Origin of the sequence: Neoroseomonas lacus (genome assembly GCF_014644535.1) — a bacterium.
GTDB classification, from domain to species: domain Bacteria; phylum Pseudomonadota; class Alphaproteobacteria; order Acetobacterales; family Acetobacteraceae; genus Neoroseomonas; species Neoroseomonas lacus.
The window spans coordinates 213,922-240,149 of record NZ_BMKW01000008.1; the positions used below are offsets into that span (position 1 = coordinate 213,922).

Below are 26,228 nucleotides of genomic sequence, written 5' to 3' on the forward strand. Positions count from 1 at the left end.
GCAGCGTCACGCAGGAAGCTGAGGCAGCCATGCAGGCGCGCACCCAGGCCACGGCCGGCAAGGGCGACAAGCAGGCAGCCGCGCGGCCGGGGCACGCCGCCGCCGATATCGCCGCGTCCGAGCCGGCAGGCCTCGGCAACCAGGCGCTGCAGGAGGCGCTCGCCGCCGGCCGCCTGCACCGCCGGGCCGCCTTCGGTGCGTCGGGCGACCCGGTGGAGGCCGAGGCGGACCGCGCGGCGGCGGCGGTCCTCGCCGGGCGCACGGCCTGTTCCTGCGGCGGCCGGAAGGACGAACCCTGCCCGGAATGCCGCCGCCGTGCCGGGCTGACGCTGCGCCGCCGCGCGGTGGACGGTGGCGGCACGCCAGCCGGCCCGGTCCCGGCGCCACTATCCGGCGGCATGCCGCTCAGCCGCCGCGAGCGCAGCCTATTCGAACCGGGTTTCGGGGCCGATTTCTCCGACCTGCGCCTGCACACCGGCCCCGAAGCCGCCGCCGCCGCCCATGGCGTGAAGGCGCGCGCCTTCGCACTGGGGCGCGACATCGTCTTCGGGCAGGACCAATACCGGCCGGACACGGCGGAAGGCCGCCGCCTCCTTGCCCATGAACTGGCGCATGTCGCGCTTGGCCATACCGGCCTGCGGCGGGACAACGGGGATGGCGGCAGCGACGTCGATGTCGAGGAGACGGGGGCGGAACCGGTCGCCGAATTCGACCCCTGCGCCGTCAATGTCGCGGAGATCGACAATGCGCGGCTGCTCGCGCTGTTCGTCACGGTCGAGGGCTACCTCAACGGCCTGATCCGCGAGCAGCGGCGCGGCGAGGAACGCTATTTCGACTACGCCAACCTGCATCGCCGCCTGCTGTCGGCGCGCAGCCAGCGCGCGCGGCAGGGCCATGGCTGGCTCAATGCCGACATCACCGCCGTCCCGGCCACGGTCTACAAGCTTGAGCCGAACCCAATCGGCGACCTCATCCTGATCTACCGGGTCGCGGGCAGCGTCGTCGCCGCCAATCCGCCGCCGGGCCGGGCCATCTATGTGACGCCGGGCCAGCTGACCCAACGCCTGGCCGATGACAGCATTCCGCAACTCGACCTCGAAGGCTTCTTCGACGAGCAGGCGCGCGACGCCCCGCAACGGCCCTGGCCATTGCAGGTGCCCGAGCGGCCCGTGGAGCAGCTGCTGCCGGAATTCGACCCGGACGACCCGTTCGGCTTCCGCTTTCTGCAGCCCCAGGACCCCTTCGCGGTGCCGGAGGGGGTCGATGAGCTCGGCTTCCCCAACTACGGGCTCGGCCCCTTCGGCATGCAGGCGGCACCGACCTTCGGGCCGCAGATCTCGCCGCTGACCGAGCACCTCGCCGTTCCCTACAACCGGCCCGTGGTGACCGCCGGCCCGTTCGGCTTCAACAGTGGCGCGGTCGGCGGCTTCCGCAGCGACTGGCAGGGCGATGTCGGCGAGGCGCTGTATGCCGCGCGGGACGTGCCGACGCTCGGCCAGATCCAGGACCTCAACCTCGCAGTGCAGAACTTCACGCTCTACGACTTCTATGACCCGCGCACGCAGACCTTCGAATCCGTGAAGACTCAGCTGCCGACGACCGCCGGCGGCACGCCCGACCTCGGTTCCTACCAGCAGGCCGTGCGCGAGGTGTTCGGCAATGCCGACCCAGCCAAGCGGCAGCAGGCGCTGCAACTGATGCAGGGCGCGGTCGATCCGACCCTGACGCTCGACCAGATGCTGATCGGCACGCGCTTCGCGGTGAATCCGGAAACCGTGCCGGCGGCGCAGGATTCCATCGAAGCGGCGATCCGCCGCGGCCAGATGGATTACGAGGCCCTGCTGTCGGCCTATCTGCGCCAGCAGTCGATCTCGGTGCAGCATTCGCGTGGGCCGAACAAGGGCTCGTCCGTCACCTACACCGACTTCGCGACGCTGCATGCCGACTTCACGGCCAGGAACATCACCCAGGCGCGCTACCGCGACGCGGTCGCCCAGCTGGCGCAGCGCGCGCGTGCTCAGGTGGTGCCCACCGCCGCCGGCGCGGAAACCCACCTGCGCCCGCTGATCGATTTCCGCCAGCGCTACGACTTCACCGGCGCGGCCGAATACGCCGGGCTGGCGGACACGCCGGCCAACCGGCGGCTGGCGCGCGCCGGCCAGCAAAGCGTCTTCGAGCAGATCGCCGTGCCCGAACTGCTGGAGGTGCAGACCGGCGGCATGCGCCCGGTGCTGCGCCGTTCTGGCGCGGCGGGCGGCGCGATGGGCCTCGGCAGCGCCGCCGTGCTGGGCGCGCCGCATCTGGTCAGCAGCTGGGACACCGACCCCCATGCCGGCAGCCGCTACCTGGTGAATGTAGGCCTGTCCGGCGCGGCGAGCGCGGGCCAGGCGACCGCCGAGCAATACATGCGCATCCGCATCTCGCAGGCGGGTCTCGACTGGGCGGCCTCGCGCGCCGCGGCCGGCCGCTCCATCGCACCGGCCGCCTGGGGCACCTCGGCGGCGCGCCTCGGCGGCGGCAGCCTGCTCGGCGGGGCGGTGTCGGGCGGTGTCACGCTCGGCAGCATGTGGATCGACGAACAGGCCTTCGGCGCTGACTACACCTCGATCGACTACGCCGCGCGGGGCACGCGCGCCGCGGTGATCGGCACCGGCGCGTCGCTGGCCGGTGCGCTCGCCGCCGGTGGCACCACCGCCTACCTGGCCGGCGGCGGCGGCGCGGCGGGGTGCACCGTGGTGCTGCCCGGGGTGGGCACGGTGGCCTGCGGCGTGGTCGGCGGCGCCGCCGGCTTCGTCGTCGGCGTCGGCTCCTATGTCGTCTTCGACTGGCTGCTGGGGGACACGGTCGAGACCGCCGTCCGCGACGTCATGGGCGAGGAGGGCTGCGTCGGTCGCTGACCTCGGGGGCGCCGCACCAGGCCCGGTATGCCTGCGGCTCCAACCCCAGGCGGCGGATCATCCGCCCCAGATGCCGCCGCTCCGCCCCGGCGGCACGCGCCGCCGCCGAGACATTGCCGCCCGTCTCGCTCAGCAGCCATTGCAGGTAGCGCCGCTCGAAGCATTCCAGGCAGCGCGCACGCGCTGCCTTCAGGCCGCCGTCATAGGCCCCGGCGTCGCCGTCCTCCGGCGTTGCCTCCCGCACGGCGTCGGTCACGCCGATGGGCAGGTCGTCGAGCAGGCTGCCATCGGCCAGGATGGTGGCGCGATGCATCGCGTTCTCCAGCTCGCGCACATTGCCCGGCCAGGCGTAGCGCGTCAGCGCCCGCCAGACGGCCGGACCAAGGTCGGGACGGCGGCGGCCATACTGCGCGGCGAAGCGGGCGAGGAAGAATTCGGCGAGGCGCAGCACATCCTCCGGGCGGTCTCGCAGTGGGGGGATCACCACGGTCGCGACATTCAGTCGGAACAGCAGGTCGCGCCGGAAGGCACCCAGTGCGACCAGCTCATTCAGATCCGCATTGCAGGCAGCGATCACCCGCACATCCGCCTTGACCGCGCGATCCGCGCCGACGGGCCGGTAGGTCAGGTCCTGCAGGAAGCGCAGCAGCGCCACCTGCGCCCGCGCACTCAGCGCGTCCACCTCATCGAGCAGCAGCGTGCCGCACTGCGCCTGCGCCACCAGGCCCAGCTGCGCGGAGCGTGCATCGGTGTAGGCGCCGCGCGCATGGCCGAACAATTCGTTCTCGAACAGCGAGTCCGGCACCGCACCGCAATTGACCGGCACGAAGGGCTTGCCGGCGCGGCGACTGAGGTAATGCAGCGCACGGGCAACGAGTTCCTTGCCGGTGCCGGTCTCCCCGCCCACCAGGACGGGCGCATCGCAGGCGGCATAGCGCGCGACGAAGGAGAGGACGCGGCGGAATGCCGGCGACGCGCCGACGATGCCGAGCGTCTCGAATACCTGGGCCGGCTGGGCGGGCGGGTCCGGGCTCGGGAACGCATGCGACTGCATGGCTGACCTCCCCATTCACGACGCGACGGGCCAAGGGCCCGCGCGGCTTCCATCGCAACCGAATCAACAGATGCCGCCCCGGAAACCAGCCTTGACGACGTACGGGGCATGAACGAGACGATGGTGGAATATCATGCGCGCCATTCGCGTGTCCTCCCGTGCGTCATCTATAGCAACAATTGCATCAGGTTTCCGGGTAGGAAACGATTTGGATCGCAACGCGCGCCTGCGCCGATCCAGATTGTCGATCCATCACGGATCATCGGTTCGTGCGCCGCATCGCCGCGGCTCTGTTGCCGATCGCCCGGAGGCGGACGATATGTGCCTCCAGCGGGACCATGCGGCCCGCCACGATACCGATGACGGGAACATCCGCTGCCATGGTCGATGACGACACCGAGACGCGCCTCGCGCGCAACCTGCCCGACCTCGTCGCCATCCGTCGCGACATCCACGCCCATCCTGAACTCGGCATGGAGGAGACGCGCACCGCCGCCCTCGTCGCCCAGAAGCTGCGCGGCTGGGGCATCGAGGTGACGGAAGGCGTCGGCCGCATGGGCGTGGTCGGCACGCTGCGTGGCCGCCGGCCGGGGCAGGGCGCGATCGGCCTGCGCGCCGATATGGACGCGCTCGCCCTGACCGAGCGTACCGAGCTGCCCTACGCCTCCACCAACACAGGCCGCATGCATGCCTGCGGGCATGACGGGCACACCACGATGCTGCTCGGCGCCGCGCAGCTGCTGGCCGAAGCGCCCGACTTCGCCGGCACCGTCCACTTCATCTTCCAGCCCGCCGAGGAAGGTCGTGGCGGTGCGCAGGCGATGCTCGCCGATGGCCTGTTCGAGCGCTTTCCCTGCGATGCCGTCTACGGGATGCACAACATGCCGGGCATCCCGGTCGGCCATTTCGCGACCCGCAAGGGGCCGCTGATGGCGGCGTCGGGCCGATGGCAGGTGGTGTTCCGCGGCACTGGCGGGCACGGCGGCAACTCGCCGCATCTGGCCACCGACATCACAGTCGCCCAGGCGACCTTCGTGCAGGCCCTGCAGACCATCGTCAGCCGCAACGTGTCATCGCTCGACAGCGTCGTGGTCAGCGTCGGCCATATCGCGGCCGGTGCGCCGGAATCCCTGAACGTCATGCCGTCGGAACTGCATATCGGCGGCACCATGCGCGCCTTCACCCCGGCGATGCAGACGCTGGTCGAGGCCCGCATCCGCGACCTCGCCGAACAATGCGCAGCGCTGCATGGCGCGACGGCGGAGACGACGCTCTGGTGGGGCACGGTGCCGCTGATCAACCATGCCCACGAGACCGACGCCGCCATCGGGGCGCTCAATGCGCTGGTCGGCCCCGCCCAGGTCGCCACCGACACCAGCCCCGTCACCGGCGGCGAGGATTTCGCCTTCATGCTGCGCGCCAAGCCCGGCGCCTTCGTCTTCATCGGCAATGGCACCGCGCCGGATGGCCAGGCCCATGCGCTGCACACGCCGCTCTACGACTTCAACGACGCCGCGTTGCCGCATGGCATCGGCTTCCTGGTCGGGCTGGTGCGGCGGGAACTCGGTGTCCCCGCCGCCGCCTGATCAGTCCTGCCAGAACGGCTTGCGACACTCGCGCTCGACGTCATAGGCGCTGAGGCCGGCATCCTGCCGTTCCCGCGCCGTCATCGCCGCCATCTCGGCGCGTTCCTGCAGCCGTGCCATCCACCGCCCGGACAGCAGCCGCCAAGTGGATGCCGGCACCGTGGCGGGGCCGGCCCAGGTCATGCTGCGGGCGCTCATGCCAGCACCGCCGCCGGCGCCATCTGCGCGATGCCCGCGCCGAAGGACCAGTCGACCGGCGCGTTCTCCTGCAGCACGACCATCACATCCTCGGGCCGGATGCCGATGTCCGCTGCGCGCCGCGCCAGTGCCGCGTAGAGCGCGCGCTTCTTCTCCTCGCTGCGGCCACGGCGGAAGGTGACGGTCACCACCAGCGCCTGCGCGGTCCGATCGACGCCGAAATAGGTGCGGTCCATGATCAACCGCCCCGGTGCGTGCTCGGTGATGATCTGGAAGCGGTCGGTGGCGGGCACGTCCACCGTCTCGACCAAAGCGTCATGCACGGCGTCCGCCAGCGCGGCGATGCGCGTCTCGGGCCAGTTCTGCGGAATATCGATGCGAACCAGGGGCATGGGAGGGTCCTCCGTTGTGCCCCCCATGTCGTGCATCGTCCCTTTGACGATAATCGGCTATGCTGGATCGACATTGAGGAACTGGAGTCCGCAATGGGCCAATCCGACGAGATGGCGGCCTTCCTGCACATCGTCGAACGCGGGGGCTTCGCCGCCGCCGCGCGCGGGTCGCCGCAGACGCCCTCGGCCCTGTCGAAACTCGTCCAGCGACTGGAAGCACGGCTCGGCGTCCGACTGCTGACCCGCACCACCCGCCGCATCGCGCTGACGCCGGAGGGCGAGACCTACGCCGCCCGCGCGCGCGACATCCTCGCCATGATCGAGGCCACCGAAACCGAGGTCACCGCCGGCCGTGGCCGCCCGCGCGGCCATCTGCGGGTGAATACCGGCACCGCCTATGCGCGCCACCGCCTGATCCCGCTGCTGCCGGCCTTCTGCGCCGAATACCCCGACATCACCCTCGACCTGACGGTGACCGACCGGCGCGTGGACCTCGTCGCGGAAGGCGCCGATGTCCTGCTGCGCACCGGCCCGCTCGACGATTCCACGCTGATCGCCCGCCGCATCGCGACCGGCCGGCGCGTGATCTGCGCCGCCCCCGCCTATCTCGACCGTCGTGGCACGCCTCGGCAGCCGAACGACCTGCTGGCCCATGACTGCATCATGCTTCATGGCCAGGCGCGACTGACCATCTGGCCGTTCCATGATGGCGAGGGCCTCGCCGCGCTGACCGTGCCAGGGCGCCTCGCCACCGACAGCGCCGAGGCGCTGCGCGACATGGCGCTGGCCGGCCTCGGCGTCATCCGCATCAGCGAGTTCGTGGTGCGCGAAGACATCGCCGCCGGCCGGCTGGTCTCTCTGCTGGCGGCGCAGCATGCCTCTGAGGAGGTGCCGGTCTGGGCCATCACCGCGCCCGGCCGGCACCGCATGCCGCGCATCCGCGCCTTCGTCGACTTCCTCGCGGCGCATGCGGCGGCATGAGGGCTGCCACAGTCGCCGCGACGGTCAGCCCCGTGTCACCGCCTGCGGCAGGAACGCGCCGTTATAATAGGGCGTTACCGAGACCGGCTTGCGCGCCGCATACACATAGGCGGGGTGGTAGATCATGTGGATGATCGCCTCCTCGCCGATCGCGATCTCCGATGCCTGCGCGAGCAGCCCGTTGCGCTTCGTCTCGTCCATCTCGCGCAACGCCTCGGCGACCAGCGCATCGGCGCGCGGGCTCGAATGCCGCGTGCGATTGGCGGTGCCGAGGCCCCGCTCGCGGTCATAGGTGTGGACCAGGGCGCGATAGGCATAGGAGACGTTGTCGGCGCCGTATTGCGCGGCGAAGACGCTGAAGGTCTGCCGCGCCGCGGCGGGGAAGAAGGCGGCGTTGGGCAGTGTCGCGACATCCGTCTTCACGCCGATGCGCGTCCAGTACTGTGCGATCGCCTGCGCTACCTTCTCGTCATTCGGGTAGCGGTCGTTGGTCGCGTGCAGCGTGAGTTGGAAGCCATTCGGATACCCCGCCGCCGTCAGCAGGCCGCGCGCCCGCTCCACGTCAAAAGGCGTCACGCCAAGCGCGCTGGAGGTGCCCGGCGTGCCATCCGGCAGCAGGTTCGACGCGACCGTCGCCGCGCCCTCCATTACCCGATCGACGATCGCAGCACGGTTGATGGCGAAGGACAGCGCCTGGCGCACCCGCACATCCTTCAGCGGATTGCGCGTCATCGGCTGGCCATTGGCGTCGCGGATCTGCGGCGAGACGTCGCGGTCCATGTCCATCGAGATGTACATCACGCGCATGCCGGCGATCTGCGTGACATTCAGCGCCGCATCGCGCCGCAGCCGCGCGATGTCGGGCACCGCGACCTCGTCCACCGCCTGCACGTCGCCGGCGAGCAGCGCCGCCATGCGGCTGGAATCGGAGGCGATGACCTTGAAATTCGCCGTCTCGAAGCTCGGCCGCGCGCCGAACCAATGCAGATTGCGCTGCATCGCGACGAATTCGCCGAAGCGGAAATCCGTCAGTGTGTACGGGCCGGAGAAGATCTTCACCGCCTGGCTGTTGAAATCCGCCGTGCGCAGATTGGGCCCCAGCGCCTTGGCGATAATCGCCACCTCCGTCATGTCCTCGGCCATGAAGGGATAGGGGCTGGCGGTGTGCAGCAGGATGGTGTGCGCGTCCTTCACTTCGGTCCGCGTGATGGCGCGGACGAAGATGTGGTAGGCACCGGCCGACCCCTCGATGGTCGGCACCCGGGCGATGGAATAGGCGACATCCTCGGCCGTGATCGGGCTGCCATCGGAGAATGTCGCGTCCCGGCGGATCGTGAATTCCCATGCCAAGCCGTCATTCACCGGCCGCCAGGATTGCGCGATGCCGGGCTCCGGCTTGCCGTCGGGCGTCATGCCCACCAGCCGCGCATGGATCGCGCGCAACAGGTTCTGCTCGCCCGAGAGCCGGAAATGCGGGTCCATCGAGGTCGGGCTAAGCTTCAGCCCGGCGCGCAGGTCGCCTGCCGCGTCAGCCTGTGCCGCGCCGGGCCGTGGCAGCGCCACCAAAGTCACGCCGGCCATTGACAGGCGCAGGAATTCCGAGCGCTTCATGACGTTGTTCCTCCCCAGGATCATTGCCGATGATCCTTGGGGAAGCCGCCCTCGGGCGCAAGGGTTGCGGCGTCAGCCCCGCTCGCCGACGCCGTAATACAGCGCGACCGTATGCGTCGCCTCGGCGAACATCAGCCAGCGTTCGGCCAGCAGGCCAAGCGTGACGAGCCCCGCCGCCGCGACCGCCAGCATCGCCGCTAGCATGCCGCCCGACAGCAGGGCAAGGACCAGCAGCAGCGCCGGCAGCACGAAGCCCGCCAACGCCGCGATGCGCCGCAGCCGCTGCGCATGCACGCGGCCGATGCGGAACGCCATCTCGCGCAGCAGGTAGTTCGTCTCGGTATGCGGCGGGTCGAGCGTGCGGACCTTGCCGATGAAGCCGAGCCCGGTGGCACTCTCCATCGTCGAGCCCGGCTTGCCGGCATCGACGCTCGCCCAATAGGCGCGCTTGAGCAGAAAGCCCGCCGCGCCGAGCACCGCGGCGAGCGCCGCCGGCAACGTCGCGGCGCCCCAGAACCCCGCCAGCATCGCCAGCAGCGCCGCGCCCGAGAAGGCGCCGAACAGCAGGTAGCCCGGCGCCACCAGCGGATGGTGCCACTGCCGGATGGTCGGCAGCGAGGCGTAGATCATCCCGGTGCACCACACCGTCACCGCCGCGCCGGCGGCGGCGAGCAGCCCGGCCGGCACCGCCACCCATTCCGCCTGGGCGATCACGGCGAGGAAGAACAGCCCGGCCGGCGCGAAGGTCACCACCGCCGCGACGCCTTCGCGCGACAGCCAGGACGACCGCCACTGGCTGAGCGCCCGCCAGGCGCGTTCCGGCCGCCCGAGATGCGCCGTGGAGGACAACAGCCCGAGCATGACCAACACCAGCGCAAGCCCGACCGCGAGCGCCCCGAACCCCGCCGTACGCGGCAAATGGCCGAGCGCGCGCAGCAACCCCATCCAGAACAGCAGCCCGTAGCCCGCACCCGAGGCCACGGTGAAGAAGATGATGGAGGGAGCCGGATTCATCGGGACAGCACCTTGTCGACCCAGCGCAGCAGCGGGTTGGTGATCTGCGAGGGCAGGGGGCCGGCATCGCGTGGCGGCCCGGCATCGGCCTTCGGCGCGAGGCGCGGCGGCAGGTAGCGATTGACCGGCTTGTAGTCGAGCTCCGGCATCAGCCCATAGCCACCACGATCGGCCACCAGCTTCGAGACATCGCTGTTGGGGTCACCAAGATCGCCGAAATGCCGCGCCTGCGCCGGGCAGGTCGAGACGCAGGCCGGCACGCGCCGTTCCTCGGGGATGGTCTCATTGTAGATGCGGTCGACGCAGAGCGTGCACTTCTTCATCACGCCGGCATCATCGTCGAATTCGCGCGCACCATAGGGGCAGGCCCAGGCGCACAACTGGCAGCCGATGCAGATATCGGTGTTCACCAGCACGATGCCGTCCTCGGCGCGCTTGTAGGACGCGCCGGTCGGGCAGACGGTGACGCAGGCCGGCGTCTCGCAATGCATGCAGGACCGCGGGAAATGGACGGTGCGGCCTTCCTCGCCCTCGCCGGCCTCATAGGAATGCACGCGGTTGAACCACACGCCTTCCTGCCCGGCCGAATACGGGTTGTGGTCCGGCAGCGGCGCCATGTGGCCGCTGGTGTTCCATTCCTTGCAGTTGGTCGCACAGGCCTGGCAGCCGACGCAGGTGTCGAGATCGATAACGAGGCCGAGCTTCTTCGCCCCCGGCAGGGCTTCGGGCAGCGAGGTCATGATGTCTTCCCCCCCGCGTCATAGCGCAGGATGTCGATGGCTTCCGGCATATGCGGCGGCGGCTCCAGCATGGTCGGATAGGGATCGGTCACGCCTTCCTCGCCCGGCGCGACCTTCGTCACCTTCACGCGCAGGTCGTACCAGGCGGCCTGGCCGGTCACCGGGTCGGCATTGGCCAGCCGCGGCCCGGTTTGCGCCGGCAACCATTCGCTGATGACGTGGTTGAGCAGGAAGCCGCGCTGCGATTCCGCCGCATCCGGCGAGAGCATCCACGCCCCTGCGCGCTTGCCGATGGCATTCCACGTCCAGACGGTGTCGCGATTGACGCCTTCCATCAGCGACAATTGCGCCTTCACCCGCCCGCTGCGGCTTTCCACCCACACCCAGTCATCCTGCGCCAGCCCTTCGGCCGTGCCGCGCTCGCGCGACATGTACAGCTTGTTGGAGCCATGGATCTGCCGCAGCCATGCATTCATCGACCCCCAGGAATGATACATCGCCATCGGCCGCTGTGTGACGGCCGAGAACGGGTAGGGGTCGGTATCGTGCTGCTGCTGTTCGAGCGGCGCGTACCAGAAAGGCAGCGGGTCGCAATACGTCCGCACGCGCTCGCGCAGATTCTCCGGCGGCTGCTTGGCGCCATGCCCCTCGGCGGCGAGGCGGAACTTCTGCAACGGCTCCGACCAGATCTGCATGACGATCTGGTTGGCGTTGCCCATCATGCCCATCGCCTTCGCATTATCCAGATAGGTGCGATTGGCGTGCTTGAAGTAGGATTCTTCCGGCGCAAGGTGGTGCCGCCAGAAGCAGCCATTGTCGATGTAGCGCTGCAACTGGTCCTGGTTCGGCTCGCCGACACCCTTCTTCGAGCCATCCTCACCACGCCAACCCGCGAGCGGCCCGACACCCGGCGTGCGCTGATGATTGACGATGTAGTCCGGGTAATCCTTGAAGCGCGGCGACCCATCCTCCTTCACGAAGGCCGGCAGGCCGAGCCGCGCGCCGAGCTCGATCAGCACCTCCTGGAAGGGCCGCACATTGCGGTCCGGCTTGACCACCGGCTGGCGGATCGCATCGCCCGGCCCATGCGAGGACCCGATCGGACGGTCGAGGATGCTGATCGCGTCCCAGCGTTCCAGATACGTCGTGTCCGGCAGGATCAGGTCGGCGTAGGGCACCGTCTCGGAGAAATAGGCGTCCGAATAGATGACGTGCGGAATGACGTAGTCGCCATTCTCTTCCTGCGCCGTCAGGCAGCGGATCGTCTCCAGCGGGTTCATCGCGCTGTTCCATGCCATGTTAGCCATGAACATGAACAGCGTGTCGATCTTGTACGGATCACCCGCCGCCGCATGGCCGATGACGGAATGCATCATCCCATGCAGGCCGAGCGGCGCCTCCCACGAAAACGAATGGTCGATCCGCAGCGGCGTGCCGTCATCCTCGACCAGCAGATCATCCGGCCCATGGGTGAAGGCAAGGATATTGCCCGCGAGCGGAGTATTCGGCTTCGCCCCCTTGCCGGCCGGCCCAGGCCCCGGTGGGATCGGCCGAGGGAAGGGCGATTTGTACCGCCACGAACCCGGCGTATCGACGGCGCCCAACACCATCTGCAGGATGTGCAGCGCCCGGCAGGTGTGCATGCCGTTGGAATGCGCGGAGATGCCACGCATCGCATGGAAGGCGACGGGCCGCCCCACCATTTTGTCGTGCTTTCGTCCCCACACATCCGTCCAGGGAATGTCCAGCGTCAGCGTCTGGTTGAAGGCCACATCGGCGATCTCGGCGGCGAGGCGCCGGATGCGCTCGGCCGGAAAGCCGCAGCGTTCGGCAACCGCCTCCGGTGCGTATTCGTCGCCGAGGTAGCGTTCGGCCATCAGGTTGAACACCGGCTTCGCGGCGCGCCCGTCGGGCAGTGTGAAATCCCCCACCAGCACCGCGCTCAGCGTCACGTCATCGGCCGGGATCGCACCACGCGCGCGGTCCCAGGCCAGCGGCTTGCCATCGGCATCGCGGGCGAACAGCCCGTCATCCGCCCCACCCGGATTGCGCACCACCAGCCACGGCGCATTGGTGTAGCGGGCGAGGAATTCCCCATCGACCTGGTCGGTGCGGATCAGCTCATGGATCAGCGCCATGATGAACAGCCCATCCGTCCCCGGACGGATGCCGACCCATTCATCGGCGATCGCCGAATACCCGGTGCGCACCGGATTGACCGAGACGATCTTCGACCCGCGCCCCTTCATGGAGGCGAGCCCGGTCTTGATCGGATTGGAATCATGGTCCTCGGCAACGCCGAAGATCATCAGGTATTTCGCGTTCTCCCAATCCGGCTCGCCGAACTCCCAGAACGACCCGCCGATGGTGTACAGCCCGCCGGCCGCCATGTTCACCGAACAGAACCCGCCATGCGCCGCGAAATTCGGCGTGCCGAACTGCGCCGCCCAGAAGCCGGTCAGCGACTGCGACTGATCGCGCCCTGTGAAGAACGCCAGCTTCTTCGGGTCCGTCTCCCGCACATGCTTCAGCCAGCCGGTGGCGGTCTCGATCGCCTCATCCCAGCTGATCTCGGCATATTCGCCCGACCCGCGCGGCCCGACACGCTTCAGCGGCGCCTGCAACCGCGCGGGCGAATACTGCGTCATGATCCCGGCGCTGCCCTTGCCGCAGAGCACGCCCTTGTTCACCGGATGGTTCGGATTGCCCTCGATGTAGCGAACGCGGCCGTCCTTCAGATGGACGCGGATGCCGCAGCGACAGGCGCACATGTAGCAGGTGGTCGTCTTGACCTCGTCGCCGATCGGCGCCGAGTAGATGATCTTGTCTGTCGCGCCACCATCCGCCGGCATGGTCTTCCCCTGAACGTCGTCCCCGAAGTAGCGCATGGCGTGCCAGCTGCGCAAAGGGGGGAGCGCGAAGGCGCTCCCGTGATGCGAACGTCTCGCAACTACCCCTTCAGCGCCGCGCTGGCACCCTCACGGCGCGCGCCCGGCGGAGAAGGCCAGCGTCATCTCATCTGTCCGCGCCTGATAGGTGATGCCCTGGCGCATCGCCCAGGTATTCACCTGGAAATACAGTGGGAGCAGCGCGGTCTCGTCGCGCAGCGCCCGCCGCGTCGCCTCCTGCGTCAGCCGTTCGCGCGTGGCGTCATCCATGGTGGTGCTGGCGCGCTGGATCATGGCGTCGATCTCGGGGTTGCCGAACCGCCCGCGATTCGCCGTGCCCATCCCCAGCGTGGTGTCCCAGCTATGGATCTGCGTCACCAGCATCCCGAGCACCTCGGGGTTGGGCGAGAAGCCCGCCAGGTTCACCGAATACCGCAGCTGCGCCGCCTCGCTCAGCCACACGCCGCGCGGCTTGACCTCGACGCTCGCCTGCAGCCCGGCGCGCGTCCACATCTGCGCGATCGCCTGCACCACCTGCTCGTCATTCACGTAGCGGTCATTCGGTCCGTTCACCTGCACGGCGAAGCCATGCGGGTACCCCGCCTCGGCCAGCAGGCGCCGCGCCTCGGCCAGGTCGAAGGCGGGCGGCGTCAGGTCGGGCGAGGTGCCGAAATACCCCGCCGGCCCCAAATCCCCCGCCGCCACCGCCTGGCCCTGCATGGTGCGGCTGACCAGCGCATCGCGATTGATGGCGATGGACAGCGCCCGCCGCACCCGAGCATCGCGCAGCGGGTTGCGCAGTGGCGAGCCCTCCGGTGCGCGCACATGCGGGCTCTCCTCCCGCCCGGAATCGAGCGTCAGGAAAATGAGCCGGTTCGACGGGCTCTGCGCCGTGGCGAAGCGCGGATTGGTCCTGAACCGCTCGAACTGCTCGGGCGGGATGATCTCGATCAGGTCCACATCGCCCGATTGCAATGCCGCGACGCGCGCCCCGGCATTTCCGATCGGCCGGAACTCCACCGTGGGAAAGGCGGGCTGCGTGCCGGTGAAGGCCTCGTTGCGCGCATAGCGCACCGGCTGCCCCGGCTGCCACGAGACCAGCCGATATGGCCCGCTGCCGATCATCGCCGAACCGTCATTGAAGGCCGCGGTGGTCAGCCCCTCGCGCTTCGGCACGATCATCACCAGCGCGAGCTGGTTCAGCAGCAGCGGCACCGGCCCATTGGTGCGCAGCCTGATGGTGTGCGGCCCGACCAGCTCAACCGCCTGCACCGGCCGCGTCGCATAGCGGAACGACGATGGCGAATTCGGCACATCCCCCGCGCGGGCAATGGTGAAGGCGATGTCGTCCACCGTCACCGGGCGCCCGTCCGAGAACCGCGCATTCGGGTCGAGTTCCAACTCCCAGGTGGTGTCATCCACCACCCGCCAGGACCGCGCGATGGCCGGGCGCAACACCTGGCGATCATCCTGTTCCGCCAGCGGCTGGAACACATGCCGCGCGAAGGCGACATTGGTGATCAGGCTGGCGTAATGCGGGTCGAGGCTGGTCGGCCCGGTCTCGACGCCGATGCGCAGTGACGCGCGCTCCTGCGCCTGGGCGGCGAGGGGGGCGAGGGCCGCCACGGCGGCGAGCAGCAGGCGTTTCATGCGGCGTCCTTCCCGGACATCAGGGGGCAGAGATCGTACGGCGCACTCCCGGCACGCGGCATCCAGCCGCCGGAAACACGCGCGAAGATCGGCGTCGCGAAAGCCGCGCGCACCGGAATATCGGCCGGCCAGGTGGCGCGCCAGCGACCGCCCTGCGCCATCCCTACCAGCAGCCCGACCGGCCGCGCGCCGACCCCATCGAGCAACGCCACCCCCGCCAGCGCCGAGGACCCGGTCGAGATCACATCGTCCACCAGCAGCGCCCGCTTGCCCGCCAGCCGCGGCAACAGGCGCGGGTCGAGCCACAGCCGCCGTTCCGCCGGTGCGGTGGAGGATGAGGCAGGCACCGACAGCGCTTCCTCGTACCACCGCTTGCGCGACCAGCCCGGCGCCACCCAATTGGCATGCCCGAGCCCCTGCGCCACCGCCGGCGCGAAAACCTGCCCGAGCGTCGGCAGCCCCACCACGATCTCGGCTCCGAGACCGCGCGCCGCCTCCGCCATCCAGCCGCCGATCCGCTGGGCAACGACGATCGCCGCCTGGTTGGCGATGAAGCCGGCGACGCCGATCTCGCCATAATCGCGCAGCGGCAGCACGAGCCGCGACCCATCGGGCATCGGCGCGGGGTAGCGGTCGGTGAAGGGGCCGTCCTCGCCGGTCGGGGCGGTGAAAGCCTGCCAGAACTCCATGATCTCGGCCCGTGGTGGAATGGCGCCCAGCGTGGCATCTTCGCCGCAGCGCAGCAACGGAGAGCGACCATGCCCACGCCGGAGGAATTGTCACCCCTCGCCGAGGACATGACCGCCTGGCGCCGGGACTTCCACCGCCACCCGGAACTGGGCTTCGAGGAAACCCGCACCGCCGGCATCGTCGCCGACCTGCTCAAGCAGTGGGGCATCGCGGTCGAGACCGGCATCGGCGAGACCGGCGTGGTCGGCACCCTGACCGGCACGTGCGGTACCGGCGGCAACCGCGCCATCGGCCTGCGCGCCGACATGGATGCGCTGGCCATGCCGGAAATGACCGGCGCCGACTATGCCTCCACCACCCCCGGCAAGATGCACGCCTGCGGCCATGACGGCCACACCGCCACGCTGCTCGGCGCGGCGCGTTGGCTCGCGGCCAACCGCGACCGTTTCGGCGGCACCGTCCACTTCATCTTCCAGCCGGCCGAGGAATCCCTCGGCGGCGCCGCCCGCATGGTCAAGGAAGGCCTGTTCGACCGCTTCCCCGTCGATGCCGTCTACGGCATGCACAATCTGCCCGGTCTGCCGGTCGGCACCATCGCCGTGCCGAAGGGCGCCGTGCTGGCGTCGTCGGACACCTGGGAGGTCACCTTCCGCGGTGCCGGCGTCCACGGCGCCCGCCCGCATCTGGGCACCGACGCGCCGCTCGCCGCCGCGCAATTCATCGCCGCCCTGCCGATGATCGTCGCCCGCGAGATCGACCCGCTGCAGGCCGCCGTGCTGAGCGTCGGTCACATGGCCGCCGGCCAGCGCCGCGCGCCCAACGTCATCCCCTCCGAAGTCTTCCTCTGCGGCACCGCCCGCGCCTTCACCGAGGAAGTCCGCAGCCACCTCGAAGCCCGCTTGGTCGAGGTCGCCCACAGCGTCGCTACAATCTGCCGCGTCCAGGCCGAACCGCACTACATCCGCCGCATCTCCCCCACCATCAACCGCGCCGAACAGGCCGCCGTCGCGGTCCGCGCCGCCCGCAGTGCGGTAGGGGAGGGCCTGACCATGGACGATCACCCGCCGCTGACCCCCGGCGAGGACTTCTCCGAATTCCTCCTCGCCCGCCCCGGTGCCTATGTCTGGCTCGGCACCGGCGCCCCGGCGCATCCCGAGGGCTTCCATCATAACCCGCATTTCGACTTCAACGACGCTGCGCTCCCGCACGGCGCCGCCTTCTGGTGCACCCTGGTGGAACAGGAGCTCGCGTGACCCGCCGCGCCTGCGTCATCGACACCGACCCCGGCACCGATGACGCGATCGCATTGTGGCTGGCCATGGCCTCGCCGGAACTCGATGTCCGGCTTGTCACGGTGGCCGGCGGCAATGTCGGGCTCGACCACACGCTGCGCAACGCGCGCGCCGTTGTCGGGCTGACTGCGAAGACGGTGCCGATCGTCGCCGGCGCCGAAGGCCCGCTGCTCGGTGCCTTCATGAGCGAAACGCGCGTGCACGGCGCCGACGGCCTGGCCGGCGTCGCCTTGCCGCACGGCCCGCCCGCCACGCCGGGCATCGCCGCCGACGCCATCCGCGCCCTGCTGCGCGCCGAACGCAGCGTCACGCTCATCGGCATCGGCCCGGCGACCAACCTCGCCCTCGCCCTCGCCGCCGAACCCGCGCTGATCGACCGCGTCGAGGAGATCGTGCTGATGACCGGCGCCTGGTCGGAGGGCAACATCACCCCCTCGGCCGAGTTCAACGCCTGGTCCGACCCTGAGGCGCTCGCCATGCTGCTGGCCTGCGGCCGGCCGGTGACGCTGGCGACGCTGGAACTCACCGCCCAGGCGCTCGTGACGCCCGCGCGCATCGCTACCCTGCGCGCGGCTGGCAGCGGCGCCTGCCTCGATGCCGCCGCGCGTATCATGGAAAGCGTGCCGACCTCCCGCCGATTCGCCCATCAAGGCCACCCGCTGCACGACCCCTGCGCGGTCGCCTGGCTGCTCGACCCGACGCTCTTCACCAGCCGCGACGTGCATGTGCATGTCGAATGCGCCGGCGTCGCGCGCGGCCGCACCGTGGTCGATCGCTGGGAGCGCAGCGGCGCCGCGCCGAATGCGCGACTGCTCGACACCCTCGATGCCGAGCGATTTTTCGCGTTCTTGACGGAACGCCTCGCCACGCTGCCCTGAGAGTCTGTCTTGAAAGTCCGGCACCGGCCCGAACCTCGACCCGGGATACTCTCGTTGGGCGGCCGGATGGCGGTACGGGCCGGTGCCGAACCGCGAAAACCGTCCTGAGGCGACTTTCGAGACAACGCCGGTGGCCGCGCGTCGCCTTCATCACGCATTAACCACCCTGATCTCAAATGACGGTGAGGGCCCGGCTCGGTGCTCGCGACGGATCAACAAGCCGCCCGCGGCGCCGCAACCGGGACCGCTCGACGGCTGGCAGGATGCCTGGCCCGCAACCCCCCCCCTCGCGCGTCTCGCTGACGCGCGCGTCATCGGAGATCCGACGATGCTGAATACGATTGCGGCGCGCCTGTCTGCGCTGAAGGCCGACACGCGCGGCGTGACGGCCATGGAATACGGGCTGATCGCGGCCTTCATCGCGGTCGCGATCATTGGTGGCCTGACGCTGCTCGGTGGCAATCTCGATGCCATGCTGAACGGCATCGCCGCCAAGTTCGTGGCCCCGGCCTGATCCTGGCGGTGCGCTGCACCGCCATCATCGCGCGCAGGGTCGACATGGCGCCGACATGCCATGCTCAACACCGCCGGGACGGCAGGCGAAGGGCCTGCCGCACCGTGCGCTCCCCGGCTCAACCCTTCCTTCACGTGGCCCGGCGATGATCGCTGCGATGGTCCCGTTCCCCCCCGATACCCTGGCCGACGCCGTCGCCATGCTGGCGCTGCCGCTGCTGCTCGCGGCGGCGCTCGGTGACGTCATGTTCCGCCGCATTCCGAACCCGGTCGTCGCGTCGGTCGCGCTGGCGGGCCTGCTGCGCCAGGGGCTGGCCGGCGGCGGCGTCCTCGGCATCGCCCTACTGCTGGCGGCCGCCGTGTTGCTCGGCGGCATGCTGCTGTGGCTGCGCGGCGCGCTCGGCGGCGGCGACGTGAAACTGCTCGCCGCCACCGCGCTGCTGCTGCCGCCCGCCCTGGTTCCCGTCCAGTTGCTGGCCGTCGCCCTGGCCGGCGGTGTGCTCGCCCTGCTGCACCTCGCGCTGCGCCCCTTGTTGCGCACCCTGAACGCCGATGGCCGGCCGCGTGGCGCGCTGCACCGGGCGCTGCGCCGCGAAGCCCGTCGCATCCGCGCCGGCGCGCCGCTGCCTTATGGCGTCGCCATCGCCCTCGGCACCGCCTTCGTTCTGATCCGGCCGGAGGTCTGACGCGATGGGCCTGCGCCTCGTCCTCATCGCGGTCATGCTTGTCGGCGTCGCCGGCCTGGGGGTGCTCGGCGTCATCGCCATGGCGCCCACCCCGCAGGCGCCTCGGCAGGCCGCGGCCGAGGCCCCGCCGGAACGCATCGCCGTGCTGGTCGCCGCCCGCGCCGTGCAGGCCGGCACCCTGCTGAAGCCCGAAGACGTGACGGCGCGCGAGACCTTCGTCGCCGAACTGCCGGAAGGCGCGATGCGCGACGCACCCGAGGCCCGCATCGACTTCATCGGTGCGATGGTCCGCCGCACCCTCAGCCAGGGCGACGTGCTGCGCTTCGACGGCGTATTGCGCCCGGGCGAGAACGGCTTCCTCGCCGCCGTGCTCGCGCCTGGCATGCGGGCGGTTACAGTCGGCGTCGATGCCGTCTCCGGCACCGCCGGTCTGATCTGGCCCGGGGACCGTGTCGACGTCATCCTGACCCAGTCCTTCGATGAGCACGACGCCACCCCCGCCCGCCGCGTGGCCGGAGAGACAGTGCTGACCGCCGCGCGCGTCATCGCGGTGGACCGCCACCTGGTGCAGGGCATGCAGCCCGGCCAGGTCGGCGACTCCCTGCGCGAGACTAACCGCACCGTCACCCTTGAGGTCAGCGCCGAGCAGGCGACGCGCGTCGCGGTCGCGACCCGCCTCGGCCGCCTCTCCCTCGCTTTGCGTGCCGCCGGCACGCCGATCGAGGAACGGCTCGACCAGCGCCCGGTCTGGGGCGGCGATGTCAGCAGCGCCTTCGCGCCGGTCGGTGTGACGACGCCCGGGGAGACCGGCGGGGCCGGCTCCACCATCCGTGTCTTCGGGGGCCCAGGACGGGTCGAGGAGATTCGCTTTCGATGAGGACGCACCTCGCGCGCCACCTCGCGGCCGCCTGCGCCTGGCTGGCGTTGGCCGTGCCGGCGCAGGCCCAATCGCCGGCCGACGCCTCGCTGCCGGTCGCGCAATCGCCGGCCGGCATGCGCATCGAGCGCCTGGCGCTGGAGGCCGGCACCGGCCGCGTGCTGGTACTCTCCGCCCCCGCCGCCAGCCTCTTCGCCGCCGACCCGCGCATCGCCGAGATGCGCCCGGCCAGCCCGACCAGCGTCTTCGTCTTCGGTGTCGCGCCGGGGCGCACCACCCTCGCGGCGATGGACGCCGCCGGCATGCCGCTGGTGCAATGGGAAGTGACGGTGCGCCCCTCGGCTTTCCTACTGTCGGATATCACCTCGGCGCTGCGCCGCGGCTTCCCCGGCAACCGCACCATGCGCGTCGAATCCGGCCCCGGCGGCATCGTCCTCAGCGGTACGGTCAGCGCACCGGCGGACGCCGAACGCGCGCAAACCCTGGTGCGCTCGCGCGTCGACAATGACCGCCTGCCGATCGACAACCGCATCACCGTCACCGGCGCAACCCAAGTGAATCTACGCGTGCGCGTGGCGGAAGTCTCGCGCGAGGTGACGCGCCAGCTCGGCGTCAACTGGCAGGCGCTCGGCACCATCGGGCGCATCGGCACGCTGATCGGCGCGCCAACCTCCGCCGCACTGGAAACGTTGAACTTCGCCTTCGACCGCACCGCGCCGTCGGACCGCATCGGCGTCGGCTTCCGCACCGGCAACGCGGCACTGCGCGACATCAACGCGGTGATCGACGCGCTGGCGCAGGACCGCCTCGTCACGATCCTCGCCGAGCCGAACCTGACGGCGACCTCCGGCGAGACTGCCTCCTTCCTCGCCGGCGGCGAATTCCCCATCCCGGTCTCCCAGCGCGAGAACCAGGTCACCATCGAGTTCAAGCAATTCGGCGTCGGCCTCGCCTTCGTGCCGACGGTGATGTCCGATGGTCGCATCTCCTTCCGCATCCGCTCGGAAGTCAGCGAGCTGTCCGACCAGGGCGCCGTGCGGCTGCTCGCCGGCAACAACAACACCGTCACCGTCCCCTCGCTGACCGTGCGCCGTGCCGAGACCACCGTGGAACTCGGCTCCGGCCAGGCCTTCGCCATCGCCGGCCTGCTGCAGGATTCGTCGCGCAACACCGGCCGCGCACTGCCCTTCGCGGGCGAGGTGCCGATCCTCGGCGCGCTGTTCCGCTCCGACCGCTACCAGCGCAACGAGACGGAGCTCGTCATCATCATCACCCCCTACCTGGTGCGCCCGGCCGACAACCCCCGCGCGGTGGCCTCGCCGCTCGACGGCTTCACCCAGCCCAACGACGTCGAGCGCATCCTGCTGCTGCGCCAGACCGGGCGCGGCACCGGCGCCACCGCGCCGGCGCGCAACCTGTCCGGCACGCCCGGCTTCGTGCTGGACTGAGGCAGGCGATGATGCGTCACGCCCCCCTCGCGCTGCTTCTCCTGGCCCTCGGCGGCTGTTCCTCCATCGACCCCTTCACCCGCGAGGGCGTCTGGCGCCCGCGTGGCGCGAACGACGCCAATCTGCGCCTGCATGTCGCCGACCCGCTGACACTCGAACACGGCGTGGACGACCCGCGCTCGGATGGCCAGGCCTCGGTCGCCGCCATCCGCCGCCTGCGCACGGACCGGGTGCACCCGCTGGCCGCCGCTTCGGTCGCGCGCCTGCAGGCGACCGGCACCGCCGGCGCGGCACCCTCCTCGGCCGGAGCGGGCGATGGCGGGCGTTGACAGCCCCGACCGGATGGCGCCGGCCGCGGCGCAGGCTTCCGCGCCGTCGAGCGACCGCGCGCCGCTGGTCGCCTTCGTCACCGATGCCGGGTCCGACGCCGTCCTGCGCGAAACGCTGCTTGCCGAACTGGGGGAGGGGTCGGAGGTTCGGCGTGGCGATGTCGTCGTCGCCACCAAGTCTCTCAAGCGCAGTTCCACGCCGCAGGCGCTGATCGTCGATGTCAGCGGCGTCGACCAACCGCTCACCGCGCTCGAGGAGCTCGCCCTCGTCGTCGAACCCGATGTCCGCGTGCTGGTCATCGGCGAACGCCAGGACGCCGCGTTCTACAGGCAGCTCACCCGCGGCCTTGGCGTGCTGGAATACCTGTTCAAGCCGCTGACGCAGGAAATGGTGGCCCGCCACCTGCTCCCCTATCTGCGCCAGGGCGGCACGCAGCGGGACATGCATCTGCGCGGCGGGCGCGTCATCACCGTCACCGGCGTGCGCGGCGGCGTGGGCGCGACGACGCTGGCGGCCAACCTCGCCTGGCATCTGGGCGAGGAAGCACGGCGCCACACCGTGCTGTTCGATGGCGACCTGCACAGCGGCGCGGCGGCCTTGCTGCTCGGCGCGCGCACCAGCAACGGGCTGCGCGCCGCCCTTGAACACCCCGAACGCGTGGATGAGCTGTTCATCGAACGCACCGCGCAGCCCTGCGGCGAACGCCTCCATGTGCTGGCGGCGGAGGAGAAGCTGCTCGAACCCGTGCAGGCCCAACCAGGCGCGGCGGCGCGGCTGATGACGATGCTGCGCCGACGCTACAATTTCGTCGTGGTGGACCTGCCCGCGCGCAGCACGCCGATCGCGCGCGAGATCCTGAACATGGCGCACCAGCGCGTCCTCGTGACCGATGCGACGCTCGCCGGCGCGCGGGAGATGCTGCGCTACGCCGCCATCCCCAATGCGCCGACCCAGTCGCGCCGAGCCTTCACCGTGCTGAATCGCGCCAGCCAGCCGGGCCTGCTGACCGCCGCGCAGATGAAGGAGGCGCTCGGCGAGGACCCCGACCTCATCGTCCCCTGGCTGCCCAAACTCGTGCCGGCGGCGGCCGACCTCGGCGAGGCGGCGGGCACGCGGCGCGGCCCGTTCCGCACCGCCCTGCTGCGCCTGGTGCAGGAAGTCGCCTCGATCCGCACCGAGGGCGAGGAGGAGGTGAAGAAGGGGCTGTTCAAGCGATGGTTCCGCTAGACCTGCCCGCCCCCGCCTTCGGCCGCTTGGTGCGCGACGACGCGTCGCATGACGCACCGGCCCCGTCACCACCCGTGGCCGAACTGCCGCCAGCCCCGGCCGAACCCAGCGCACCGGCGACGCCGCAGCAACGCCAGAAAGCCGAGCTCCGCACGCTCTGCCTGGCCCGCATCGACCCCGCTTCGGTCGCCGCCCTGCCGCAGGAAGCGCTCTTCGCCGAAGTCGAGCGCATGATCGCCGAACTGGCCGACCAGCAACGCATCAGCCTCTCGGCGCGCGAACAGCGCGAGGTCGCCGCCGACCTCGTCGATGACATGCTCGGCCTCGGCCCGCTCGCCCCGCTGCTGGAGGATGAGACGGTCACCGACATCATGGTGAACGGCCCCTTTCGCGTCTTCATCGAGCAGAAGGGCAAGCTGACCCTCTCCGGCATCCGCTTCCGCGACGCCGCGCATCTGGCCGGCATCGCCCAGCGCATTGCCGCGCAAATCGGCCGGCGCATCGACGAGAGCAGCCCGATGGTCGACGCCCGCCTGCCCGATGGCAGCCGGGTCAACATCATCTTCCCGCCGCTCTCGCTGCTCGGCCCCTGCCTGTCGATCCGCAAATTCGCCAAGCGCAAGATCGACTTCCAACAGATGGTCCGCAACGGCTCGCTCAACGGCCAGATGGCGCGCGTGCTCGAAGTCGCGGCGCGCGCCCGACTCAACATCATCGTCTCGGGCGGCACCGGTTCGGGCAAGACCACCATGCTCAACGCCCTGTCGCGGCTGATCGACCCGACCGAACGCATCGTCACCTGTGAGGACGCCGCCGAGCTGCAACTGCAACAGCCGCACGTCATCCCGCTGGAGACCCGCCCGCCCAACCTCGAAGGCCGTGGCGAGGTCACCCAGCGAGACCTCGTCAAGAACGCGCTGCGCATGCGCCCCGACCGCATCATCCTCGGCGAGTGCCGTGGCGCCGAGGCCTTCGACATGCTGCAGGCGATGAACACCGGCCATGACGGCTCGATGTCCACCATCCACGCCAACACCACGCGCGATGCCGTCACCCGCATCGAGAACATGGTGCTGATGGGCCAGACGGCTTTGCCCGCGCGCGCCATCCGCCAGCAGATCGTCTCCGCGGTGGACATCATCCTGCAGATTGAACGCATGCGCGACGGCGCGCGCCGCTGTACCCAGATCACTGAAGTCTGCGGGCTGGAGGGCGAGGTCGTCGTGCTCAACGACATCTTCCAGTGGGAATACGAAGGCGAGGACCCCGGCGGCAAGCTTCGCGGCTCTTACCGCGTCAGCCGCGCCTGCCCGGCCTTCGCGCCGCGGCTCGCCTATTTCGGCCTCGACCGCGCCTGGTTCAACGCGCTGGAGGAATCCGAGCCATGAGCGGCCTTCTCGCCCTGCTGCTCGCCATCCTGCTCGGCCTCGGCCTGGCGCTGTGGGGGTTGCACAGCACCGGCAGCCGCGGGCGCGGGCGGCTGTTGGCGGCGCGCTTCGCCGCGCATTCGCTGCCGCATGCGCGGCAGCGCACGACCAGCCGAGTCGCCCAGCGCAGCCCGGAAGCCTCCCTGCTGCGCCTGCCCGAACCGCTCGAACGCCGCCTGTCGCGCCTGTTCGGCTGGGAACCCGAGCGGCTGGACCAATACCCCATCGCGCCAACGCTGGTCGTCCTTCTCGCCGCCGCGCCGGCCGCGCTCGGCGCCGCCTATCTGACAACGATGTTCGGCCCGAAGGCCTGGCTCCTGACCCCTGTCGTCTGGGTCATGGTCGCGCGGTGGTTCTTCACCTCGGTGCATCGCAAACGGGCGGCCGCGCTCTACAAGCAATTGCCCGACGCGCTCGGCATGGTGGTGCGCGCGGTGCGCGCCGGCATCCCGGTGGTCGAGGCGCTGCGCACCATCGGCCGCGAAGTGCCCGACCCGACCGGCGCCGAGTTCCGCCGCCTGTCGAACAAGCTGGCGATCGGCGTGCCGTTAGAAGACGCGCTGAAGCGTCTCGCCCGCCGCTCGGGCCTGCCGGAATACCGCTTCTTCGCCGTCGCCCTCACGTTGCAGAACAGCGCCGGCGGCAACCTTACCGAAACGCTCGACAACCTTGCCGATGTCGTGCGCAAGCGGGTGGCGACGCGGCTGCGCGGCCATGCGCTCGCCTCCCAGGCGCGGGCCAGCGCCTATGTCCTCTCCGCTGTGCCCGTCTTCGCCGCCTGCGCGCTGCTGCTGATCAACCCGCGCTACGTGCTGGTGCTGTTCAACGACCCGCGCGGCAATGTCGTGCTGGCCTCGGCGCTGGGCTCGCTCGCCCTCGGGCTCGGGACGATGAAGGCGATCATTCGGCGGTCCCTGTCATGAACCGCATCATGCTGTTGCAGGCGGCCGGCGCCATCATGGCGGCGATGCTGCTCTGCGCCGCCTTGCTGCTGCCGCGGCTGCGGCGGATCGAGCGCATGCAGGCGCGCATCGCCACGTTGCGCGGCCTGGGCAACCAGAACCAGCTCGAGCCCGCGCCATGGCCGCAGCGCGCCGCCCGCGCGGTGGGCCAGGCGGTGCTCGCCAGCGGCATAGTCAAGGGCGAGACCCTGGCCGAATTGCAGCGCACCGTGATGGCCGCCGGCTTCCGTGGTTCGCGCGCCGTGGCGGTGTTCATCGGCACCAAGGTCATGCTGATGGTCGGCCTGCCCTTCATCGCCCTGCCGCTGTCCTCGGTTATGGGGCCGATGGGGCGCAACCTGCTCGTCGCCGGCGCGGCTGTGGCCGGGCTGGTGCTCCCCGACATGGCATTGCGCCGGTTGCGCGAGATGCACGCGAAGCAGGTCGAACGCGGCCTCGCCGATGCGCTCGACCTGATGGTGATCTGCGCCGAGGCGGGCCTGCCGCTGGAAGCCGCGGTCGAACGCGTCTCGATCGAGATGGCCGAGGCGAACCGCGCCGTCGCCACCGAATTCGGCAATGTCGGCACCGAGCTGCGCATCCTGTCCGACCGTCGCCAGGCCTTGCAGAACATGGGCGACCGAACCGGCCTCGATTCCCTGCGCCGGCTTGGCGGCACCCTGGCGCAGACGCTGCAATACGGTACGCCGCTCGCCCAGGCGCTGCGAACCCTGGCCACCGAGCTGCGCCACGAAACCCTGATGCGCTTCGAAGCGCGCGCGGCGCGGCTGCCGGCGCTGCTCACCATGCCCACCATCGCATTCATCCTGCCCTGCATCTTCCTGATCGTCGGTGGTCCCGCCGTGCTGCGGGTGCTCGACATCGCGTCGCGTCCCTGAGCCGAAGGA

At 70.3% G+C, this 26,228-nt stretch carries 23 protein-coding genes; 14 read left to right on the forward strand and 9 right to left on the reverse strand.

The features are described 5' to 3' along the window. Positions 1-29: 29 nt before the first annotated feature. Positions 30-2,897 carry an eCIS core domain-containing protein gene (locus IEY36_RS30690; RefSeq protein ID WP_229681381.1) on the forward strand — a complete coding sequence of 956 codons (2,868 nt, stop codon included), beginning with the start codon at positions 30-32 and terminating at the stop codon, positions 2,895-2,897. Here the strand turns inward: IEY36_RS30690 and IEY36_RS17040 are convergent. Then, positions 2,866-3,951, reverse strand: coding sequence for a sigma-54 interaction domain-containing protein (locus IEY36_RS17040; protein ID WP_188968776.1), 1,086 nt, complete (start codon positions 3,949-3,951; stop codon positions 2,866-2,868). The genes IEY36_RS30690 and IEY36_RS17040 overlap by 32 nt on opposite strands. Before the next feature lie 359 nt (positions 3,952-4,310). Between IEY36_RS17040 and IEY36_RS17045 the strand changes: the two genes are divergently transcribed. After that, entirely contained in the window at positions 4,311-5,537 is a 1,227-nt protein-coding gene (locus IEY36_RS17045; RefSeq protein WP_188968778.1) for a M20 aminoacylase family protein, read from the forward strand. Here IEY36_RS17045 and IEY36_RS17050 read toward each other — a convergent pair whose 3' ends face one another. Together IEY36_RS17050 and IEY36_RS17055 are read right to left on the reverse strand one after the other, a co-directional pair. Next, positions 5,538-5,735, reverse strand: coding sequence for a DUF1127 domain-containing protein (locus tag IEY36_RS17050; protein ID WP_188968780.1), 198 nt, complete (start codon positions 5,733-5,735; stop codon positions 5,538-5,540). Continuing rightward, a complete protein-coding gene (locus IEY36_RS17055; RefSeq protein WP_188968782.1) occupies positions 5,732-6,127 on the reverse strand; it encodes a tautomerase family protein in 396 nt (131 codons plus the stop codon). The genes IEY36_RS17050 and IEY36_RS17055 overlap by 4 nt, the downstream gene beginning before the upstream one ends. 93 nt (positions 6,128-6,220) lie before the next feature. Between IEY36_RS17055 and IEY36_RS17060 the strand changes: the two genes are divergently transcribed. Further along, complete coding sequence (locus tag IEY36_RS17060; protein ID WP_188968784.1) at positions 6,221-7,108, forward strand: LysR family transcriptional regulator; 888 nt, start codon at positions 6,221-6,223, stop codon at positions 7,106-7,108. 24 nt (positions 7,109-7,132) lie between these two features. On the opposite strand, the gene IEY36_RS17065 is transcribed toward IEY36_RS17060, so the two are convergent. From IEY36_RS17065 to IEY36_RS17090, 6 genes are all read right to left on the reverse strand, one after another. Beyond that, the gene (locus IEY36_RS17065; RefSeq protein WP_188968786.1) at positions 7,133-8,719 is read right to left on the reverse strand and encodes an ABC transporter substrate-binding protein; all 1,587 of its coding nucleotides are present in this window, start codon (positions 8,717-8,719) and stop codon (positions 7,133-7,135) included. A gap of 72 nt (positions 8,720-8,791) precedes the next feature. Beyond that, positions 8,792-9,733: a dimethyl sulfoxide reductase anchor subunit family protein gene (locus IEY36_RS17070; RefSeq protein ID WP_188968788.1), complete on the reverse strand. Its 942-nt coding sequence runs from the start codon at positions 9,731-9,733 to the stop codon at positions 8,792-8,794. Beyond that, positions 9,730-10,473 (reverse strand): 4Fe-4S dicluster domain-containing protein, encoded by a 744-nt coding sequence (locus IEY36_RS17075; protein WP_188968790.1) that lies wholly within the window; start codon positions 10,471-10,473, stop codon positions 9,730-9,732. The genes IEY36_RS17070 and IEY36_RS17075 overlap by 4 nt, the downstream gene beginning before the upstream one ends. Then, entirely contained in the window at positions 10,470-13,361 is a 2,892-nt protein-coding gene (locus IEY36_RS17080) for a molybdopterin-dependent oxidoreductase (RefSeq protein ID WP_188968792.1), read from the reverse strand. Before IEY36_RS17080 ends, IEY36_RS17075 begins: the two co-directional genes overlap by 4 nt. A 90-nt stretch (positions 13,362-13,451) precedes the next feature. Then, on the reverse strand, positions 13,452-15,011 hold the full coding sequence (locus IEY36_RS17085) for an ABC transporter substrate-binding protein (RefSeq protein WP_188968793.1): 1,560 nt from the start codon (positions 15,009-15,011) through the stop codon (positions 13,452-13,454). Continuing rightward, positions 15,008-15,757: a phosphoribosyltransferase gene (locus tag IEY36_RS17090; RefSeq protein WP_229681382.1), complete on the reverse strand. Its 750-nt coding sequence runs from the start codon at positions 15,755-15,757 to the stop codon at positions 15,008-15,010. The genes IEY36_RS17085 and IEY36_RS17090 overlap by 4 nt, the downstream gene beginning before the upstream one ends. 12 nt (positions 15,758-15,769) lie before the next feature. Between IEY36_RS17090 and IEY36_RS17095 the strand changes: the two genes are divergently transcribed. The 11 genes from IEY36_RS17095 (at position 15,770) to IEY36_RS17145 (ending at position 26,219) form a co-directional block, all read left to right on the forward strand. Then, positions 15,770-16,954, forward strand: coding sequence for an amidohydrolase (locus IEY36_RS17095; protein WP_229681383.1), 1,185 nt, complete (start codon positions 15,770-15,772; stop codon positions 16,952-16,954). Next, positions 16,951-17,871 (forward strand): nucleoside hydrolase, encoded by a 921-nt coding sequence (locus tag IEY36_RS17100; RefSeq protein WP_188968797.1) that lies wholly within the window; start codon positions 16,951-16,953, stop codon positions 17,869-17,871. Before IEY36_RS17095 ends, IEY36_RS17100 begins: the two co-directional genes overlap by 4 nt. Positions 17,872-17,953: 82 nt before the next feature. Then, positions 17,954-18,385, forward strand: a complete 432-nt coding sequence (locus tag IEY36_RS30695; protein ID WP_229681384.1) for a Flp family type IVb pilin — start codon at positions 17,954-17,956, stop codon at positions 18,383-18,385. A 157-nt stretch (positions 18,386-18,542) separates the two neighbouring features. After that, positions 18,543-19,070, forward strand: coding sequence for a prepilin peptidase (locus tag IEY36_RS17110; protein ID WP_188968799.1), 528 nt, complete (start codon positions 18,543-18,545; stop codon positions 19,068-19,070). A gap of 4 nt (positions 19,071-19,074) precedes the next feature. Continuing rightward, positions 19,075-19,947: a Flp pilus assembly protein CpaB gene (gene cpaB, locus IEY36_RS17115; RefSeq protein ID WP_188968801.1), complete on the forward strand. Its 873-nt coding sequence runs from the start codon at positions 19,075-19,077 to the stop codon at positions 19,945-19,947. Then, positions 19,944-21,395 (forward strand): type II and III secretion system protein family protein, encoded by a 1,452-nt coding sequence (locus IEY36_RS17120; RefSeq protein ID WP_188968803.1) that lies wholly within the window; start codon positions 19,944-19,946, stop codon positions 21,393-21,395. Before cpaB ends, IEY36_RS17120 begins: the two co-directional genes overlap by 4 nt. Before the next feature lie 8 nt (positions 21,396-21,403). Next, positions 21,404-21,724 carry a hypothetical protein gene (locus IEY36_RS17125; protein ID WP_188968806.1) on the forward strand — a complete coding sequence of 107 codons (321 nt, stop codon included), beginning with the start codon at positions 21,404-21,406 and terminating at the stop codon, positions 21,722-21,724. Further along, positions 21,711-22,952 (forward strand): AAA family ATPase, encoded by a 1,242-nt coding sequence (locus IEY36_RS17130; RefSeq protein WP_188968808.1) that lies wholly within the window; start codon positions 21,711-21,713, stop codon positions 22,950-22,952. Before IEY36_RS17125 ends, IEY36_RS17130 begins: the two co-directional genes overlap by 14 nt. Then, positions 22,940-24,340 carry a CpaF family protein gene (locus IEY36_RS17135; protein ID WP_188968810.1) on the forward strand — a complete coding sequence of 467 codons (1,401 nt, stop codon included), beginning with the start codon at positions 22,940-22,942 and terminating at the stop codon, positions 24,338-24,340. Before IEY36_RS17130 ends, IEY36_RS17135 begins: the two co-directional genes overlap by 13 nt. Next, positions 24,337-25,302 (forward strand): type II secretion system F family protein, encoded by a 966-nt coding sequence (locus tag IEY36_RS17140; protein WP_188968817.1) that lies wholly within the window; start codon positions 24,337-24,339, stop codon positions 25,300-25,302. The genes IEY36_RS17135 and IEY36_RS17140 overlap by 4 nt, the downstream gene beginning before the upstream one ends. Continuing rightward, on the forward strand, positions 25,299-26,219 hold the full coding sequence (locus IEY36_RS17145; RefSeq protein WP_188968819.1) for a type II secretion system F family protein: 921 nt from the start codon (positions 25,299-25,301) through the stop codon (positions 26,217-26,219). The genes IEY36_RS17140 and IEY36_RS17145 overlap by 4 nt, the downstream gene beginning before the upstream one ends. The last annotated feature ends 9 nt before the right edge of the window (positions 26,220-26,228 follow it).